The sequence below is a fragment of the Streptomyces sp. NBC_01304 genome (genome assembly GCF_035975855.1).
Taxonomy (GTDB): domain Bacteria; phylum Actinomycetota; class Actinomycetes; order Streptomycetales; family Streptomycetaceae; genus Streptomyces.
In genome coordinates this window covers 7,480,653-7,499,881 of sequence record NZ_CP109055.1, presented here as the reverse complement: position 1 = coordinate 7,499,881, position 19,229 = coordinate 7,480,653, and the positions used below count along the sequence as shown (strand labels likewise).

At 65.2% G+C, this 19,229-nt stretch carries 15 protein-coding genes; 10 read left to right on the top strand and 5 right to left on the bottom strand.

What is annotated here, in order from left to right:
• The first annotated feature begins 1 nt into the window (after position 1).
• From OG430_RS33265 to OG430_RS33220, 10 genes are all read left to right on the top strand, one after another.
• A complete protein-coding gene (locus tag OG430_RS33265; RefSeq protein WP_327356346.1) occupies positions 2–1,048 on the top strand; it encodes a phosphotransferase enzyme family protein in 1,047 nt (348 codons plus the stop codon).
• The gene (locus OG430_RS33260) at positions 1,045–1,728 is read left to right on the top strand and encodes a 3'-5' exonuclease (RefSeq protein ID WP_327356345.1); all 684 of its coding nucleotides are present in this window, start codon (positions 1,045–1,047) and stop codon (positions 1,726–1,728) included. The genes OG430_RS33265 and OG430_RS33260 overlap by 4 nt, the downstream gene beginning before the upstream one ends.
• A 31-nt stretch (positions 1,729–1,759) precedes the next feature.
• Complete coding sequence (locus OG430_RS33255) at positions 1,760–2,359, top strand: hypothetical protein (protein ID WP_327356344.1); 600 nt, start codon at positions 1,760–1,762, stop codon at positions 2,357–2,359.
• Positions 2,356–4,620 (top strand): ABC transporter ATP-binding protein, encoded by a 2,265-nt coding sequence (locus OG430_RS33250; RefSeq protein WP_327356343.1) that lies wholly within the window; start codon positions 2,356–2,358, stop codon positions 4,618–4,620. The genes OG430_RS33255 and OG430_RS33250 overlap by 4 nt, the downstream gene beginning before the upstream one ends.
• Positions 4,548–5,561 carry an aminoglycoside phosphotransferase family protein gene (locus OG430_RS33245; RefSeq protein ID WP_327356342.1) on the top strand — a complete coding sequence of 338 codons (1,014 nt, stop codon included), beginning with the start codon at positions 4,548–4,550 and terminating at the stop codon, positions 5,559–5,561. The genes OG430_RS33250 and OG430_RS33245 overlap by 73 nt, the downstream gene beginning before the upstream one ends.
• Entirely contained in the window at positions 5,561–6,820 is a 1,260-nt protein-coding gene (locus OG430_RS33240) for an MFS transporter (protein ID WP_327356341.1), read from the top strand. The genes OG430_RS33245 and OG430_RS33240 overlap by 1 nt, the downstream gene beginning before the upstream one ends.
• A 304-nt stretch (positions 6,821–7,124) precedes the next feature.
• Positions 7,125–7,718, top strand: a complete 594-nt coding sequence (locus tag OG430_RS33235; protein ID WP_327356340.1) for a hypothetical protein — start codon at positions 7,125–7,127, stop codon at positions 7,716–7,718.
• Between the two features lie 86 nt (positions 7,719–7,804).
• Positions 7,805–8,248 (top strand): hypothetical protein, encoded by a 444-nt coding sequence (locus tag OG430_RS33230; RefSeq protein ID WP_327356339.1) that lies wholly within the window; start codon positions 7,805–7,807, stop codon positions 8,246–8,248.
• Between the two features lie 288 nt (positions 8,249–8,536).
• Positions 8,537–9,049, top strand: a complete 513-nt coding sequence (locus OG430_RS33225; RefSeq protein WP_327356338.1) for a hypothetical protein — start codon at positions 8,537–8,539, stop codon at positions 9,047–9,049.
• Between the two features lie 89 nt (positions 9,050–9,138).
• Positions 9,139–9,735, top strand: coding sequence for an AAA family ATPase (locus OG430_RS33220; RefSeq protein WP_327356337.1), 597 nt, complete (start codon positions 9,139–9,141; stop codon positions 9,733–9,735).
• Between the two features lie 353 nt (positions 9,736–10,088).
• Here the strand turns inward: OG430_RS33220 and OG430_RS33215 are convergent, their stop codons facing one another.
• The 5 genes from OG430_RS33215 to OG430_RS33195 form a co-directional block, all read right to left on the bottom strand.
• The gene (locus OG430_RS33215; protein ID WP_327356336.1) at positions 10,089–10,514 is read right to left on the bottom strand and encodes a hypothetical protein; all 426 of its coding nucleotides are present in this window, start codon (positions 10,512–10,514) and stop codon (positions 10,089–10,091) included.
• 113 nt (positions 10,515–10,627) lie between these two features.
• On the bottom strand, positions 10,628–11,596 hold the full coding sequence (locus OG430_RS33210) for a WD40 repeat domain-containing protein (protein WP_327356335.1): 969 nt from the start codon (positions 11,594–11,596) through the stop codon (positions 10,628–10,630).
• Between the two features lie 86 nt (positions 11,597–11,682).
• Positions 11,683–11,808: a hypothetical protein gene (locus OG430_RS33205; RefSeq protein ID WP_327356334.1), complete on the bottom strand. Its 126-nt coding sequence runs from the start codon at positions 11,806–11,808 to the stop codon at positions 11,683–11,685.
• Between the two features lie 73 nt (positions 11,809–11,881).
• Positions 11,882–12,682 carry a hypothetical protein gene (locus tag OG430_RS33200; protein ID WP_327356333.1) on the bottom strand — a complete coding sequence of 267 codons (801 nt, stop codon included), beginning with the start codon at positions 12,680–12,682 and terminating at the stop codon, positions 11,882–11,884.
• Positions 12,683–12,753: 71 nt separating this feature from the next.
• On the bottom strand, positions 12,754–19,128 hold the full coding sequence (locus OG430_RS33195; RefSeq protein ID WP_327356332.1) for an RHS repeat-associated core domain-containing protein: 6,375 nt from the start codon (positions 19,126–19,128) through the stop codon (positions 12,754–12,756).
• Positions 19,129–19,229 lie beyond the last annotated feature (101 nt).

The window sequence follows — 19,229 nt, the reverse complement described above, 5'->3', positions numbered from 1 at the left end:
GATGACCGACGTCTGGGGTGACGATCTGGCCGTCGAAGTATTGGCGGACCGCTACGGGCTGACGGTCGAGGCCGTCGAGAAGGTTCCGATAGGGACTGACACCATCAACCGGCGCGTGTTGACGAACGGTGGGCACCGGTTGTTCGTCAAAGAGTATGCGTCGAGCGCCGACGTGAGTGCGGCTCGCTCGGCATGGGATATGTCGGAGTTCTGCCGGGCCGCTGATCTCCCTGTGCCGCGCGTGTGGCCCGACCGTGACGGTGACCTAGTCGCTATCGCCGAGGGAAGCGCCTGGGCAGTGGTCGATGAGGCTCCCGGTCGCGTGGCCACCGGGGCGATGACGGTGCCGCGCGCGGAACACATCGGCATGGTGCTCGGGAAGATGCACCGGGTCCTGGCCGCCTACCCGATGCCAGAGCGCGTGCAGGAGTCCCGCTGGCTCACCGAGCCCGTCACGAACGCCGTGGCACGATGCGACAGCGCGCTGTCTCTGGCGAGGCTGCAAGGTGACGACGATCTGCCCCAAGTCCGTGCACAGCTCGACCAGCGGTGCCAGGACTTGACCAAGCACGTCGGCCGGCTCCGCGACGGTCTGCCCCAGCATCTGGTGACGCAGGCACTTCACGCGGACTTCGTCCGCCCCAACATGCTGGTCCTGACCGATGTCGTCACCGGCATCATCGACTTCCGCAGCGCCCAGGCCATTCCCGCCTGGGAGTTGGGCCGTGCAGCTTTCGACCCCCGCACAGTCGCCACGAGCGATCAGTGGTTGGCCTGCGCGACCGCGATGGTGTCCGCGTACCGCTCAGAAAACCCCACCCTGCCCCTGAACGATGTTCTGGCCTGCGGTCGGATCGCTCTGCTCTACATGCTGTTCAGCTTCTACGGTTCGACCACCGCCGAATACGACCTGCCGTACGAGGCCGAGGTCGACCTGAAGCGGCACTGGCGAGAGCGGCAGGCCAGCATTGGTCGCCTCCTCGACAGTCTCGACGACCTCGAGGACACGCTCAGAACCTCAGCTCCCCTCCCGGGAGAGCACCGATGACCGACACCACCAGACCTGGCCGCAGACGACTGGCCGAGGATCCGGCGTTCCAGGACACCCACTTCGTGGTGATCGACTTCGAAGGCACCACCCCGAAGGGCGCTGCTCCCGAGCCGATCGAAGTCGCTGCCCTAGGGCTGAAACACGAACCGGGTTGCGGTCCGGTACGCAGTGGCTTCTCATTCCAGTCATTGATCCGCCCGCCCACGCATGCTCCCGTGACGCCGTTCGGCGCGAAGCAGAACGGGATCACACCGGAGGATGTCACCGACGCCTCACCGGCCACGACCGTCTTGCGCACGCTGGACGAGGAACTGCCGCCGCGGCCCGTGCTGCTAGTGGCTCACCACGCCCCGGTTGAGGGCAACTTCATCTACGCATACCGAGAGGCGTGCCCGCGGCTCGCCTACACCCGGATCGTGGACACACGGCTGCTCGCCAAGCACCTCGCCCCGGATCTGCCGGCGTACGACCTCGACGCGCTCCTGGCCCGCTACGGAATCCCTCAACCTCCGCACCGGCATCGGGCGATGGACGACGTGATCGTCACCGCCTCTCTGTTCCGCACGCTGCTGACCGAGGCCGCCCGCAGACACGCCATCACCAGCCTGACCTCCCTCATCCGCGTCTCCAGCAGGCGCCCACGGGCCAGTGCGCCAACCCAACTTGAACTGCCCTGATCGCCGACCGCGCGCCACCGAGGAGATTCCGTTGCCCGAACCTGAACTCACGCTGCCCGCCTTAGAGCGCATCGGTCCCCTGGCCCGGCGCCGCCACTCGATGGAATGGCCCTGGCACGAGGCCGAGGACGTACCCGACAATCTCAAAGTCACGCAGTCCTGGGGATGGCTATTCGTCCCGGACGGCCGCTGCATCGTCCTGATCGACACCACGCACATGCTGCCGGTGCTGCCCGGCGGCCAGGTCGAAGACGAAGACCACGACGATCCGTCAGCCACCCTGGAGCGCGAGGCAGCCGAAGAGGCCCAACTCGCCCTCGGACCAGCCCACTACCTCGGCTATCTGCACGACAAGATCAGTGACACGTACGACGGCAACGGAGCGCGCGCCCGGGTACGGATGGCCGCCGCCGTCACCCACATCGGTGCCTCCGCCGTAGATCCCGCGACCGGCTCGACCATGATCCGGCTACTCGCGGCGCCGCACCGCATCGTCGATCTGTTCGGCTGGGATGAGCAAGGCCGCAGCCAGGCCGATGCCGCGATCCGGACCGCCTGCGACCTGTGGGGCTATCCCGAGAACTCGTCATCGACGGTCAGCGAGATCCCCCTCAAAGGAGGCTGGCTGTGAAGCGAAAGTCCCCCACCGCTGAGCTCCATACAGAGAAGGTGTCCGACTCGGAGCAGCTGCTGTTCGGCGGGCCGCTTCGCTATGACCAGGGCTGGTCACGGCACGAAGACGCCCGGCTGAACACCACTTTCAGCAGCATGATCAGACAACTGCCCGCCCAGCTCGCCATCGTGGTCCGGCTGGCCTGGACCGCCGACCGTTTGGGGACCCGGCAGTTGATCGGCGCCGAGCTGGGCCAAGGGCTCGCCCGCGTGGTCACCTTGCTCGGCGTGAACGCCGCCCTGGCGCACGTGCTGACCGACGCCATCCTGCAGGAGCGGGCCCGGGCCGCCGCGCCGGCACTCGCTGTGGTCACGTTATCCATGATGGTGGCGTCGTTATGCCGGTCCCGGTCGACGTACGCGACGGGCCGGCTCGAGCCCAAGGTGGAGCGGAGGGCGACCGAAACCTATCTGGAGCGGGCGTGTCGGGTCGAGTTGGAGGCGATCGAGGATGACGAATTCCATCGACTGCTGGACTCCGCACAGCACGGCGCGATGGCGGCAAGGTTCTCCATCCGCATGGGCACCCAGGTCATCAACGCCCTGCTCGGCTTCGTGGCCGCGATCGGTGTACTCACCGTTCTCCACTGGGCATTACTACCCATGCTCGTACTAATGGCGCTGCCCAGCGGCTGGTCCGCACTGGCCACAGCCCAGCGCCGTTACCGCCTGTGGCAGACGTGGGCCCAGCATTCTCGGGCCTGCCAGAAGATCTCCCAAATGATCATTGATCCCAAGGCTGCTCCCGAGATCCGGGTGCACCAGGTCGGCCCGTTCTTGCTGGAGCAGTACCGCGGAATGTCGGAAGCCGCCGAGGCCGAAAAGGAACGGGTGGCCCGGCAGGAGGGGCGCACCGTGCTGATCGCATCGGTGTGGACAGGCCTGGCCACCGCCGCCACCTACGGGGCTTTGCTCGCTCTGTTGTGGTTCGGGTTCATGGAACTGGCCGTAGCGGGAACTGCCGTCATCGGGATCCGCACCGGGGCATCAAGTCTGACCACGCTGGTCACCCAGCTGAACAACCTGAACGGCGAAGTCCTTTATGTGGCCGACCTCCAGCGCCTGATCGCCGATGCCGATCGGCGCGCCATCCCGTCCGGAGGAGTGGACCTCCCCGACCACGTGCGGGAGATCCGCTTCGAGAACGTGTCCTTCACCTACCCCGGCCAGGACGACGAAGACGCGCTGACCCTCAAGGACGTGTCACTGTCCGTCCCAACAGGGAAGATCGTCGCACTCGTCGGAGTCAACGGCGCCGGCAAGACCACGCTAGTGAAACTCCTGGCCGGTCTGTACCGGCCGACCGCCGGCCGCATTCTGTGGGACGACGTGGACAGCGCACACGCGGTACGCGACCAACTCGCCTCGCGGATCGCGATGGTGGCGCAGGACTTCACGCGGTGGACCTTCACCGCTCGCGTGAATATCGGGATCGGCCGCCCCGAACTCCCCATGGACACTGACCGGCTGCAGCCGGCGATCGGTCACGCTGGGGCTCAGGACATTCTCGCGGGGCTGAAGCGGGGGCTCGATACGCTGCTCGGTCGGGGTTTTCGCGGCGGAGCGGAACTGTCCGGCGGCCAGTGGCAGCGGCTCGGGATCGCCCGAGCGGCCCACCGGGGCGGCGAGGTACTGATCGTTGACGAGCCCACCGCAGCCCTGGATGCCCGGGCTGAGCTGGACGTTTTCGACCGCATTCGTGCTCTGGCGGATGCCGGCCAGACCATCGTCTTGATCACCCACAGGCTCGCCTCTGTCCGGCACTCCGATCTCGTCCACGTCCTCGATGGCGGCCGTCTGGTCGAATCCGGCAGCCCCGAGGAACTCCTGGCCCAGGACGGGTCGCTGTATGCCGAGCTCTACAACCTGCAGGCCGCCCAGTTCCAAAGTGAGCGGGATTGTGTAGGGTCCACGACTCGATGCGCAATGTCGGCTGAGGATGCGCACTCGATGCGCAAATCCGAGCCTGGGTGCGCAGTGGATCACGCGACCTGTGGTGGTGCCGAAGCCGACCCTGCTCCGAACCGTGCTGGGACGGAGGGAGTGCACACTCCCGACCGACCGGACGAGTGCGCATCGAGCTCGGATTCCGGCGTTTCCGCAGGAACCAGTGCGCACGAAGTCGCGGACCCTGCAGATTGCACTGGATGCAACGGAGGAGCAGTGCCCTCGCCCCACTCATCCCGGTCCGACGCTCCCTCATCCAGCGCAGCATCATGAGCTGGCAATCTTCAACGCGCACGCGCCAGGCCCCGCCTGTGCAGCCGACGCCGCTCCCGGCTCAGGTTGCGGAGTGGGCCAGAACCAGGCTCGGGACCATCACGCCCTGGTTGCTTCCAGCGGACTTCAGTGGGGCGAGGAGTTGGCGTGTCTCGGCGCCCCAGGGGCTCATCGACATTCGTGTCACGCGCCATGACCTGGACTTCCGTCGGGAGGTCCAGGCCTACCGGGTAGCGATACACCGTCTTGGTCCTGCCAATGGGCCGCGCTTGATCGCCTCCGAGGCGCGGCTGCGCGCTCTGCTGATCACGCATCCGCGCGGCAGGCCTGTCGACGGCGAGGTGTCGCTGCATGTGCTGCCGCGCGTCCATGAGGATGCCGGGCGCCTTCTAGCTGTCCTGCACCGCAGCGTCGAGCGGGTTCCCGATGCGGCCGCTCTGGGCGTACGGCACCTCGCCCACTACATCCAGCGCATCCTGTATCTGCTCGAACGCATCGACTCGTGGCTCAGTCCGGAGGAGGCCGAGGTAATACGCCGCAGCACCGACCGGCTGCTGCACCGGAGCGAGGAACTGCCGGTGGCGTTCTGCCATGGCACGTTCGCCACCAGTTCCTGGCGGTGGAACATTCAGGGACAGACCCTGTCACTGACGGACTTGGGGCGCGCTCAAGTTCTGCCTGCTGTCTGTGACTTCACACGGACTGCCGCGCTGTGGGCCACTCATGCGCACCTCGCTGAGGCCTTCTTCGCAGCGTACGGACGCAAACTCAGCGACGCTGAGCAACTCGTCCTCGACGACGCCGCTATCGTCGCTGCCGTCGAGGATCTCCACCGCGCGATCGCCTCACGCGATGGCGATACCCTCTCTTCCGCTGGGGCGGCACTCCGCGAAGCCATGCGTCACCGGCCATCCATCGGCCGCCATGAGGAGTCGGCCTGATGCCCGGCCGAGATCGGACCTCCGGTCGGGCCAGCAGCTTGTGGCAGCACCGGGACTTCCACCGCTATTGGGGCGGCCAGGCCATCTCCGTCACAGGTGGCGGCATCACCGCCATCGGGATCTCGGTGATCGCAGTCGTGGATCTGCACGCCTCGACCATGCACGTCGCCGTGATCGCGTTTTGCGGGAGGCTGCCCCACCTGCTGCTCTCGCTACACGCTGGCGTGCTTGCCGACCGCTACCGCAAGAGGCCGATCATCATCGGCAGCGACCTGGGGTGCGCGGCAGTGCTGGTGACCATCCCGTTCGCCGCGTGGATCGCCGAGACCACACTCCTCCATCTGTACGTGGTCTCGTTTCTCGTCTCCGCGCTCCACGTGATCGGCAGCAACGCCTCGATCAGCTACCTTCCGATGCTGCTACGCGGGGAGCAACTCAAAGAAGGCAACTCGAAGCTCGGCGCGGCGAACTCGCTCGCTGACTTGGCGGGCAACAACCTGGGCGGTCTCCTCGTCACAGTCCTGGGCGCCGCCCGAGCCATCACCTTGGACGCCGTCTCCTACCTGATTGGCGCCTGGTGCCTGCTCCGGATCCGCCACCGTGAACCCAAACCGGAGCCTCGGCCCGAGGGCACCAGCCAGTGGACGGAGATCCGCGAAGGCCTCGACTACACCCTCAAGGCCCCCCTCGTGCGGTCCATCGTCACCGCGAACGCGACTACCTCGTTCATCCTGGCCGCCAGCGCCGCACTCTGGTCTCTGTATCTACTCCGGGAGTTGGCGTGGCGTCCCACCGCGCTCGGTCTCGTCATGGGCGCGGGCGGCGTCGGCGGATTCCTCGGCGCTCTCATGTGGAGACCTCTCGAGCGGCGATGGGGAGCCGGACCGGTCATGCTCACCGCCCTGGCACTCAACCCGCTCGCTCAGATCCCCCTTGTCGTCGTCGGCCCTGGCGTCGGCGGACAGGCTGCGATCGGCGCCGGCATGCTGCTGCAGACATGCGCGGCGGTCGCACACGGCGGTCTGCAGCGCAGCGTCCGCCAAGAACTCTGCCCGGACCACCTGCAGGGCCGCGCCCAGGCCACCGGGGCATGGCTGGCCCTCGGACTGCGCCCGTTCGCTGCCCTTCTGGCCGGCGTCCTGGGCACGCTCATCGGGCTACGCCCCACGCTCGTAGTGATCACCTGCGCCCTCACCGCACCGTTCCTCATCCTGCTCTGCTCCCCCGTACGCGACCTCGGCGCTGGGCGCCAGCTATAGGCATCGCGCACCGAGATCGACATGCCCGCTAGCGATCAAGCCTCAACCGGAGGGAATCAGCCGTGAACAACAAGGCGAAGAACAGCGCGTTGACCGTGACGGCACACGTGCCTGCTGGCGGGTGGCCCCGGGCACAAACTCCGACCATTACGGGCTCGCCTTTACGGTCGCTCTGGACCGGGTTGATCACTCTCGGGGCCACGACTGGACGTGACGAGCGCCCTGACGGGGTGAAGCCGGTGAATGCCTGGCAATCACCGGCTTCATCTGTGCCGTGCTACGGCCGCGAGGATGGGAGTTGAACATGGAGCGCGTGGAGATCATCCCCGGCGTGGTCGTGGACGAGGAGATGCACGAGCATGCTACGCAGGGTCTGGCCGAGCACGCGCCTGGCGAGAACGTCCCCTGGGAGACCTTCGCCGACGGTACAAGTTGGCTCTTGGTGCCGGGTCCGGATGGAGCGGGGTACAAGGCGGAGTTGGTGGTGCGGCGGGAAGAGCATCACACCATCAAGTTCAATCTATGGATGTCGCCGGACCTGCGCGCTGGAGCAGGGCCCCGCCCGCATAACCATCCCTGGGAATTCACCGCGTTCGTTCTCATGGGTGGCTACACAGAGGAGCGTTATCAGGTCGTGGACGGCGTTGTCCGTGCTTGGACCCAGATACACGAGGCTGGCGGCCGCAATCACCTGGCGCTGAACGTGTTCCACGAGGTCACGGAGATCCATGCGCCGGCTCGGACGCTGACTCTGATGCTGTGCGGGCAAGGTAGAGAGCGTGACTGGGGCTATCTGGACATCGCCACGGGCGCCTTCGAAGCGAACCAGGCCGACCCGGCATTCGAGACTCGCTTGCAGGCTCTCAATCCTCGCGCGAGAAGGGGGCGCCCCTCTTGACGGAAACAGATGTCGGGGACATGGCGGGCGCCGTACCGTTGCCGGGTCGGCCGAGACCAGGATCCGATCGGAGCGAGGGGGATTTCGTGCACATCGGTCCCAACGTGGAGTTGGCCCGCGACATTGTCGAGTTGCTGCAGGAGCTCGAACCAGGTAACGCCCAGGGATTTCAGAACATCGCCGACCATCTCCGTCTCTGGCAGGTCGACCTTCACCTGCTCCCGGGTGGATACCCCGCCGGTGATCCGCCGCGTGTACGGATCGAGTATGGCCTGGCCCAGACCATGGAGACCATGGAGAACGGGCCCCAGGAAGCCTGGTATGACCGGCAGAACATCACCTTCCACATCAACGTCCTGACTGCGGAAGCAGGCCCGCGACCGAGCCTCCCGCAAGTGGAGGAGGCGCCCGATCGCCCGGCCATGCGCCCCCACCGGTCGTACCCGTGGCAACGGGAACCCGGGCTGATGCCCGTCATCACCGGGGTCGACGACGAAGGGCGCTTCACCATGGACTTCCTCCAGGTGTGACGCGTTGGGCTGCGCTTCAGGGCAACTCTCAGCACTCACATAGCTGTTCGGTGGTGCGACACCATGAGTGGACAGCGTCGACGGTACGTCCGATGCTCAGGGAGCGGAGCGAGGAAGCAAAACCGTTGATGAGGCGGATCTCGGCGAGGAGACAGAGCCGTCAGTCGCGATGCGCCGGTCGCACTAGCTGCTGACCGGTTACTCCGGGGCCCAGGTCTCCCGGTACGGTCGCGTGACGTTCAGCGGCTGGCTTTGCGTCGTGTGGAGAAGTTCGGGAAGGTGAAATGCATGCTTCATCAGCGAGTCTGCGCACTGGCTCGAAGCACCCAGTTCTCCTTGATGTCGCAGACGCTGCTCTACATCGACTGGGAGCAAGGAGAACTGCGAGCCCAAGATTTTCCCGACCAGTTGTGGGTGAGCGTCGCGGGATTCGTCAACGTCAGCATGGACGTCTCCACCACGGTCTCCCAACTGGATGGTGAAAGTCTTCTGCCGACTCGGCTCGCGCAGGCCCGCGATGAGGCCCGGGAGGCACTCATTTCGGTGACGGCCCTCTGGCCAAGCTGGGAAGCCCACGTACAGGAGCATGATCTCAAGGGGGCGTCTGGTGCTCCGCATCCTCACGGACGTACCGAGCGCACGTTGTTCCAGGACCTCCCGAATCCGAAGGTCGTGCACGTCTGGCAAGACGCTGAAGTTGCTCGGCGGGCTGCTGAATCGGCCATGTGCTCGCTGAACCGGCTACGGGCTGCGCTGGTCGAAGTCAGCGGTGAGGACTTCGGCACCCGGCTGCGCCTGTGAGCCTGGGTTCATCGCGTTCAGGCTCACCGAGAGCCCTCGATCCGTGCCCTTGGCCGCCCGCTGAGCGACGAACGCTCCACCACGCTGAAATGCGAGAACGTCGAATGACATCACCAACGCTGGCTGTCGTGAGCGGTGGGCCCGGCACCGGGAAAACGACGCTCGCCCACGCGCTTGCGCACGAACTCGGGTGCCCCGCGATCATCCGAGATGAGATCAAGCAGGGGATGGTCATGGCCACCCCCGGATATCGGAGCGGCGGCGATGACCCGCTCAACTATCCGACGCTCGACGCGTTCTTCGACGTGCTGAAGGTGCTGCTCCAAGCCGGAGTGACTACCGTCGCTGAAGCCGCCTTCCAGGACCGGCTGTGGCGGCCCAACCTGGAACCCCTCGCCAAACTCGCACAGATCCGCGTGATCCGCTGCACCATTCCAGCGGCCATTGCCCACGATCGAATCATCCAACGTGCGCGGAGCAGCACCCACAGGGCTGCCCACGCGGATCATGATCTTCTCGAAGCAATTGCCGCGGGGAGACACTCACTTGAGTCGTTCGTACCGATCTCCTTGGAGGGGCCGACGCTGGCCGTGGATACCTCCGACGGCTACAACCCAGGCATCAGCGACATCGCCTCCTTCGTCCGCGCTGGCACTAAGGATGGGTCGCCTACAAGCATGAGCTGACAGATCGAGAACGTGCCGGCACTGCCGGTCTGTGCCAACCGAGAGAAGGGCTCGATGAGTGTGAAGGGCAAGCTCTACCTGCTCATAGCGATCGTCGTAATCGGGGTTCTGATCGGGATCAGCAACCCGGCGCCCAGCCCCTGACCTCTGAGGTCGCGACTCCTGTGTGATGTAAGGGGCACAAGAGGGAACTGGCAATACGTCATCCAGGTGGTCAGCGAAGCCGCGATCGGAACGAGGTCTAGCGGGGCCAGCGTTCAGGGTGTTTCCCTTCAGATCCCAGGTTCTCGCACCGCTTCTTCACGCACGGCGAGGCGTTAGGGCCGGGCCGCCGGGGGCGAGTCCGCTGAGAATCATGGGGTTCGTGGCCACACCTGCACGAGGACGCGTTCGTCGCCCTCGACGCCGGCAGCGTAGGCACGGACCTTGTAGGCGGCGGGGGTGACGGTGAAGTAGTTGGGGACTTCGCCGGGCTGACTCTGGCTGCTGCCGATGACGAGTGCAGTGTGGCGCCATCCCAGGTCCATGGTGCTGGTGCGGTCCCAGGAGTCTTGGGTGTTTGTAGGTGGTTCGCTGTCCCAGAGTTCCCCGCGCAGCCTGACCCACCGGTTCTCTGAACTTGTGCGGATGGTGACCGTTGAGCCGTGGTGCCGTAGCCACATGAACTCGGTGGTGTGCAAGGCCGGGTCTGGCTCCTCGGGTGGTGAGACCACAGTGAGTTGGAAGCCGTCGATGGCGAACTGATTGTGCTCGGCCGCTTCTGCGATCAATTTGGGCACGGGGTCCCCTTCTTGACGTGGCCATGGGTGTGGGGTGCGCCTGCTCGGGAGTTCAGGTGCTCAGCCTCGTTGCCAGCGCCCCAGCCTGCTGAAATCAGCCGGTCTGCAGCGCGTTACGCGGTACGGAAAGAGCATTCGTGGACCACAATGTCGCCCTGCGCCGTGCTCGTGGCCAGGAGGGCCGTCCCATCTGCCTGGGTGAGGGCACTTACGACGGCACTCTTAAGAGCGAGGCCGATCGGCTCGCCGGTGGCTGCGTCCCAGGCGCGGACGACCTCGTCGGCGCCGGCCGCGAACAGTACCGGCGCTCCGTCGATGCTCGCCGCTGCGAGGGCATAGATTTCGGTTCCGGTTTCAATCGGCGATCCGACTTCTGTGCCGGTGACAGCGTTCCATCTCTTCAGCACACCTTCTTGATCGCTGGAGACAAACAGGGGCTCCTCGGGCACGGGCAGCGTTTGAATGATGCGGACCTGACTACCGTGCCCCGGGATCGGCTGGCCCATCTGATCCCCGCTGGCCGCATTCCATCGCCAGATCTGGCCGGCCTCGTCGCCGGAGACGGCCACGCCGATACCGTCGGGGGACGGCACGAAGCCCACGGCCATCATGCTGCCTTGGTCATCCTCTGCCGATGAGGCTCCTAGCTCCTCACCGTCGACCGCGTCCCACCGGTACATCATCCCGTTGTGGCCCACGCCCAGCAGGATGGGACGACCGTCTGGCAACATCCCATGGGTGACTGCCCAGATGGTCCAGTCCTCCCAGGTCATCTCCGGGCGGTGTTGTCCGGTCAGGGCGTCCCACCATTCGATGCCATCTTCTGTGGCGACGGCCAGCAGGAGTTGGCCGTCGGGAAGCTCCACCAGGGCCGTGTCGTTGCAGCCGGACATGCCCTCGTCGTCAGACCAGACGCGATCTCCGGTCCGGATGTCCCAGCAGCTGACCTCTGATCCGTCCGGTACGGAGGAGAAGAGGAGCGGCTGCCCGTCCCGCCTCGCCCCGAGCAGCGGTCCCACGCCGTAGCCGAAGCCTGAGGAGAACCTGCGGATCTCCTGTCCCGTCAGCTGCCGCACGCTCATCCCTCTCATCGTCTTCCGCCCACCCCGCTGAGCGAAAACTCCAGCCAACTCCGGCAGCACGGGGGCGACAGACTCCACCACGACGGTCAGATCCTCGGGCATTCCGCCTGAGCCGTATCCATGGGTTGCTTCAGCATTCCGGTAAGCAGGAGCGAGCCGGAGCTCATGTGCTCGATCAACTCCTCGACCAGGCGCGGTATCTGCGAGGCCACCGAGTCACTTCACCCTTCAGATCAGCCAGAGAAGCCATCTGCTCGCTACGAGGCCTCGGTGGGCTTCGCCCCGTTACCCCGTCCAGCGCGAAGCGTCGGCTTGCGTAAATCGCACGTCCGGGAATGCGACATGAGACTTGGGCATGCCAGGAGGAAGGACTGGAGCTAGAGCCTCAAAGACTCGCCCCATTACCCCATCAGAATAGCCCGCCAGAGTCTCGCAAGACTGAAGAATTGCACCCCCGCCTTCTATCGACAGGACCCGAAAGAATGCGCCGCTGGATGCCAAAGCGTCACACCCGCCGAGGCGCTGCAGGAGCTCCTCTGGGCAGATAGTCACCCACGCGTACCCGCGGAGGATGCGCCGACTCTGCGGCACCGAGTCCCTCCGCTTGCGCCTAAGGACGACATCAAGGTTGGTTTGATCCGAAAAATCGCCAACCTCGACACGCCCAAACGCCGGGTTAGCTCCTGAAAGTGCCCCGGAAAGGAACTCCACCAGGCTGGCACAATATGCGGGATCAGCCAGGTCAGAATCATCGCCCGGCAGGGCTGCAACATTCGACGCATACGCCCCATCAAAGAAGGCCGAAGATGTACTCAGCCAGCCGAGCTGCTCATCTCTAGAATGAAATGCGAGTTGCGCATAATAGGGAGAGCAATGCAGCCCTTCAAGAAACGCGATCTGCTTCTCTCGCCCTCCTTCGAAGCTCTCTGCATTGGAGTACTCCTCTCGATTGAGCACCGCATACCACTCTGCGCTGTTCGCCAGATCCGAGAGTACAGATTCCAAGCCATCCATAAACCAGCGAGAAATGATCTGACCGCGTTGCATGCGGGCCTGATCGATAGAGACCTCGATATATAGATCCACTGATACCTCCACAGGAGGCCCTGACTGCGGGCTGACAGACGGTCCGCAGCCAGGGCCGGTGCTGTTCTAAATCAGCATGCTCCACCCAGGGCGCACGCCGGGCCTCCACTCAGTCCGGCCCCCGCTGTCCTGAATAGCCAGGTGAAGGCGGCTACGCCCGCTCCGGCGAGGACCTCCGGGGCAAACGACCGTGCACCCGGCTCAGGTGTACTGTAGCTGCCGCTTTCCGAGGGAGAGGGAGTGGGTTCCGAGGACGGTTTGGACTGCGGCTTGCCAATGCTCCGCGGGTCCGGCCCCGGGCTGGGACTAGGGGAGGCAGTTTCGGAACGCTTCTTTTTGTCCATGCCGTAATACCTCATACCGGCGGGTTTCCCCGACCAGACTCGACCGGGCCCTTGCTTCGAGGTGAAGGTCATGGCAGGAACGGTCGGGCCGGCCAGAACCCTCCGGTCGTCATTCAGCGATTCGAGATGGGGTTCGAGTTTGGAGATGTAGCGGGCCAGGTCTCTTGGACCGTCAGTCCAGCCGTACTTATTGTTCGGCTTCACTTCCCATACGTAGACGTCGTCCTCGCCCCAGAATATGACGTCAGCTTGACCGGGGTTCTTCGGGTTCTTTCCGCTGGCCCCAGGGATCATGTTCGCGTAGTACCCGCTTGATCCGATATCTACGGTCACATAGCCGCTGATTCCGTTCTGCTTGGCCCAAGCAGTTATTGCGCGTCCGGTTTGGCAGACGGATGCGTCGTGAGCACTCATGCCACCTGTTGAGCCACATTCGCTTGAGACATTCGATACGCCACCATTGGAGAGGGGCGCACTCTGCCGGTCACGTTCCGGGTGGTACTTCGACTTCTTCGTCGGTGTGCCGTTGTTGCAGTGGTCGAGTACTCCACTGTGGCATTCCTCGACACCTAGTCCGGTCGCGTCGGTGAAGGTAAGGGGGTTTTGGAGTCCGTAGGTGTAGCCGTTGAGGGATTGTGGTTTGTCGGTTTCGAAGAGGGGGTCGACGCTGATGAAGCGGCCCGTTGTGGGGTCGTACTCGCGGGCTCCGAGGTGGGTGAGGCCTGTGGCTTTGGTGTCGTCGGTGCCGCCGACAAAGCCCTTGGTGCCGGGCCAGGTGTCGGGCTGTTTGCCACGGGTGCCGCCGAAGGGCAGCGTGCGGCGCTGGCTCAGCTTCAGGGTGGCTGCGTCGATGGCGAGTTGGCCGGTGCCATGGTGGTCGGCGATGGTGAGTGTGACGGTTCCATCGTCGGCCTTGATGGCCTGGTGGCCGCCGCCGAGGTCGGTGTAGCGGGTGGCTTTGGCCTTGGTTGCGCCAGCGGGCAGGGTGACTTCGGTGTGGCCGAGGTAGAGGGTGGTTTCGGTCGGGGTGCGGCCGATGAGCCGATTGCCGTTGGTGTCGTAGACGTACTCGGAGGTCTTGGTCTTGCCGCCGTCAGCCGGTTCGCTGATCTTGGCAAGATGCCCCTCCGCATCCCAGATCAGGCTCTGGGTGGTCCCGGACAGGGTGCGAGTATCGGTGTTGCCGACCTTGTCGTAGCCGTAGCTGTCCTTCGTCGTACCAGTGGGCCCTGTAGTGGTGACGGAGGTCAGGGTGTGGGGCTGGGCTGTGCTCGGGTCTGGGTAGGTGTAGGTCCGCTTGGCGTCCTTGGTGCTGTCACCGGTGGTGTTGTGGTTGGTTTCGGTGAGCCGCTGGCCGGCCTTGTCGTAGGTGTAGCTGTCCCAGTAGGGGGCCGTGCCGCCGATCTTGTCGCCAGTTGGGGTACTGACGCAGGTGTCGGTGTTCTGGGTCCAGGCTTCGGTCAGGCGGCGCTGGTAGTCGTAGGTGAAGCACTGGTTGTCGGTGCCGTCACGGGAGACATCGGTGACCGCCAGGACGTTGCCGGCCTGGTCGTATCGGTAGGTGTTGTGCTGGTCAACGCCCGCGATGTCCTGGCGATCGACGCGTGAGGTGGCCAGGCGTTGGGTGCCCCACTCGTAGGTGTTGGTGACCTGGGTCTTCTTCGCCCCGCTGGCGGTGGAAGCGAGCGTGTACTGGAAGGGCTTGCCGGTCAGCGAGTAATTCACATCGGTCTGGAAGCCATCGCCGAGGACGGAGGTGGGCCGCAGGGTCTGGTCGTCGTAGGTGTAGGAGTAGCTGCCGCCCGGAAGAGAGCCGGCTGCTGAGTAGGACACGGTGCCGACGAGGCCGGAGGGCTTGTAGGCGGTGCCAGTTTGGTAGGTGCCCTGCAACGCACCTTCGGATGCGGGGATCACGACGGCGGTCTTGATCGGCCGGTACAGCTGGTCGTACAGCGTGACCTTGGACGTATAGGCGTTGCCGCCCACGTAGCGAGTGGCCTCGGCGAGCTGGCCCTTCGCGCCGGTGAGGGTGTCGTAGACCCACTTCGCGCGCAGTTCGCCGGTGGGGCTGTCCTTGTGCAGTTCGGTCTTGCGGCCAAGACCGTCGTACACGGCAGCCAGGGTGAAGCCGCGAGCGTCGGTGGTGGAGGTCAGCTGGCCGCGGTCATCGTAGGTGTTAGTGGTGGTGCCCTTGTCAGGGTCGGTGGTCTTGGTCTGGCGGCCGAGTTGGTCGTAGGTGTACGTCCAGTTGCTGCCGGCCGGATCGGTGACCTTGGCTCGCTCACCGCGGGGCGTATAGCCGTACTTCGTGGTGTCGAAGGGCGCGGTGGCGTTGCGGGAGTGGTGCTGGCGCAGCTCGGTCACCTGGCCGCGGGCGTCGGTGAGGGTGGTGGTGGCAGTGGCGCCGTCGGGCGGGATGACAGTGGTGCGGTCGCCGCCATAGCTGGTGGTCGTGGTGTTCAGGACGGCGCCACCGTCGCCATTCCCCGCGATCTGCTTGTTCTCGGTCTCCCGGCCCAGGCCGTCGTAGGTGTGGCGGGTCTGGGTCTCCACCGAGAGGGCGTTGTCCGGCTTGAACAGGTCTCGGTTGGCCGCCGTGGTGTTGTAGTAGGGGGCGAAGGTCTTGGTAGTGAGGCCGCGCTCGTCGTAGAAGACGTCCGTGAGGATGCGACCGCCGTCCGGGCCTGGAGCTTGGGTCTGGCGTTCGCGAAGGTATCCGTCGTAGAGCGTGTAGGAGGCGATCTGTGCGCCGCCGTTGTTCAGGGTCTGGGTGCGAACCGCGACCGGCTTGTTCTCCTCTACGAAGTAGGTGAACTCGTAGTTCGGGGTCTGCTCGGTCTTGCGGTCCGCCAGCCAGACTTTGCTGGAGCGGCCCAGTGCGTCGAAGGTGGACTCGGTGCGCTTGCCATTGGTGTCTACCACCGCTTTCGCCTGGCCGCGCAGGGGTTCCAGTTCCGTGACCGTGGTTTGCGCGGTGGTGGCATCTGCCTCCTTGGCCGGCGGGGTCGTGGTGGTGACCTGTGTGGCGAGGCCGGTGCTGGGGCTGTAGGCCGTGCTCGTGGTGCGGCCGTCGCTGCGCGCCGTGCGCACCAGGTTGTCGGTGGTGGCGTTCACCGTGATGTCGGCACTCAGGTCGGTGGCCTTCAGCTGGCGCCCGTAGATGTCGTAGCTGCTGGAGGTCTCCAAGTAGGTGGCAGTGGTGCCGTCATGCTTCTTCAGCTTGGCGACGCCGGTCGCGTCTCCCTTGTCGGGGGCCGCTCCGTAGCCGCCACCGTCGTAGGCCGTGCGCACATCCGAGATCACGCCGGTAGCCCGGTCCACCGTGTCGCCGCACGACGTGGCAACGGTCTCCACCCTGGACGGCAAGGTGAGGATGTTGTTGCTGGTGTTGGTGGCGTAGGTGGTGCGAGCGCAGCGGTTGTCGGCGGCGGTGGTGTTGTCTCCGAAGTCGTCGACCTGGGTAACTCGGCCGGCGACTGTGTCGTGGGTCATGGCGGTGGATGTGGTGCGCCAGTTGGTACCGGCGCCGTTGTCCAGGGAGGTCCAGGTCTTGGTGTTGGAGGTGCCGGTGAAGTTGGCGGTGATGGTGCCCCAGGTCCGCTTCTTGGATGCGGTCTGGTGGTGCCAGGGCCGCTCCACCGTCTTGACCAGTGCCTTGCCGTCCGGGCCGGAATAGCTGACGGTCTTGTAGCTGAAGCCCACTGCCGACTCGTGGTCGGTGATCGGATCGCCTTCGCCCTCGCCGAGGGAGACGCTCACCGTCTTGGTGCTGTCGCCTGTGGCGTCGGCTCGGTCGCCGTGCATGCCGCGCAGGAAGTAGGTGTCCTGCTGCGTCTTCAGTGCGGCCGCGCCGCCCTGGCCACCGGTCTTGGCTCGCACCTGCCCGTAGCCGCGCCACTGCGACCAGGTCTTGAACTTCTCCTTGGTCAGGCCGTCGTCATCGTCGAAGTGCCAGGCCGCATCGCCCTTGTACTCATATGCGGTGACTTGGTCCGGGCCGCCGCCGGTGCGGTCGGTGGTGGTCACCGAAGTGGTGACGTACTTGTTGAACCACTGCCGATCTGGATCGTCGGAGGTGGAGCCGCCGATGTACTGCGGGAAACACCGAGTGGTATTGGTCTGCGGTGTGGGCAGTGCGTCCCAGTTGCAGGCCGCCGCTGAGTAGTTGGCGTCGATCTGGCCGCCGGACTCGTCCGCGATGGTGGACAGACGGGCCTTGATGTATGGCGCGTAGCCGTCACCGGTCTTGTCCAGACGGTTCTCAAGCTGCGTGTACGCGAAGGTGGTCTTCGGCAGAGTGATCGTGGGAGTGGCGGTGTGCCCGGTGTGCTGGATCGAGTCGAGCAACAGTTGGTAGTCGACATCGGCCTGGCCCCAGCGATGGGTGAGGGCCCAGGAGTCAACCTTGCTGTACTCGGTGCCTTTGAGGACCTGTGTGTTGATGCCGGTCAGGCGCTTGCGGGTCCAGAAGGTAGGGGCTAGGCGGCCCTTGTCGCAGTCCGTGGCCGCCTCGCAGTTCATGTCCCACGGGGTGTCGTACCAGTAGAACGAGTCCTTCGAGATGGACGAGCAGTCGGTGCTGGCGTTGGGGATGCACCTCTCGGAGCTGGTGAACTCCACCTTGGCCAGGGGCTTGTCATAGAAGGCGCGCAGACCGTACTCGATCCGCTTGAGGTAGCCACCGCGGGTGTAGGAGGTGTCGTCGGACGCCTTGAGATTACGGCCGTAGGAGTTGCTTTCCTTGCCGTAGTAGTGCGTCATTAGGTTGCCGTGTGGGTCGATGACGGCGTCCAGGTTCCAGCGCCAGGTCTGCTGGCACCAGGATTCGGCGAAGGTGTCCTTGTGACACGGTTCACCGGAGTCGTCTCCGTAGACGGGCACGGTCCAAGACGAGTTCGTCTCGTCCTTGCCCTCGGCCCAGCCGGAGGGGCGGTTGTAACCGAAGTAGTAGCGGGTACCGTCGGCCGTGGTCACCCGCCAGTACTCGCCGTCGTTGTCCCCATTGGCCAGAGCGGTGTTGCGCAGCCGCTTGATCAGGGTGCCGTCGTCTGCCTTCAGCTTGAACTCGTCGGCGGTCCCGGTGGGAACGAGCTCGCCACCCTTGCCGTTAAAGGTGATGTAGGCGTTGTCGTAGCCCCAACAGAGGTCGCCGGGCTTGTTGACGCCGTCGCCGGCCGTCTGCCCATCCTCGGCGCATGGCTTGTAGCGCCGCTCGATATACCCGGGAGACAGCTCGAAGCCGTCACCGATCCAGGAGGACTGGTTGTTGGTGCTGCCGGTGCGGCCGTCGATCGTTCCGGAGGAGTACGAAAGCCCTACGTCCGGGGCCATGTCCCCCGGCACCTCGGGGACCGGAATATCGTACGACCAGCCGAAGTCTCCGGTGTTGAGGTCGGTGTTCCAGGCAGCCGACGGAGACAGTGACGTTGCCTTGTAATCCCCGGACTTCGCCTCGTCACCGGCGACCGCCGCCAGGACCGTGGGCGTGTCCGCGCTGAGAGAGACCGAACGGCCGCTCACGGTCCGCTTCTCGGTGTCGTTCACCGTCGCGACCGGCGTGGCGGTACGGCACTTGGCCTTGTCCGGCGTCTCGAGTACGCACGCGGGCAACTCGACGAGGGTCAGACGTGCACCGTAGTTGCCGCCGTACGCCTCGGCGAAGTCCGCGTAGCTGACGCTGGCCCCGATCGTGCCCGCGTCCTTGGCGGACTCGGGCTCCAGCGTGAACAGCAGCCCGACGACGCCCGCCTTGTCGGCCTGCTTCCGGGATAGGAGCCGGGTGTTGACCTTGCCGTCGAGCGGCTTCTTGGTGTGCTTGGTCGAGGCCGTGTTGAGCTGCAAAGGGAGGCCCTTGGCCTGCACCGGGCGGCCCGTCTTCTCGGTCGGCTCGGTGAGCGTGACTACAGCCTCATCGGCCGTGGGCCACTTCGCCTTGGGAGCCTTCTGCGGGGTCCGCGGGCCCTTCTCAAGGGTGCGCGGCTCGACCGTGTTGAGGCTCTTGCCCGCGACGGGCTTGTCGGGGTCGATGGCCTTGGGGCGGCCGCCGCCTGCGGCATCGGCTGCAGGTGCGAATGTGATTGCTTGGATCAGGGTGGCCACCATTGCTGTCGAAGCACCCAGCGCGATTCTGCGCCGTAGCTTCACGGCACCACGGGGCCGTCTTATTCCATACATGTCTGAATCAATTCTCTGAATGGAGGGGG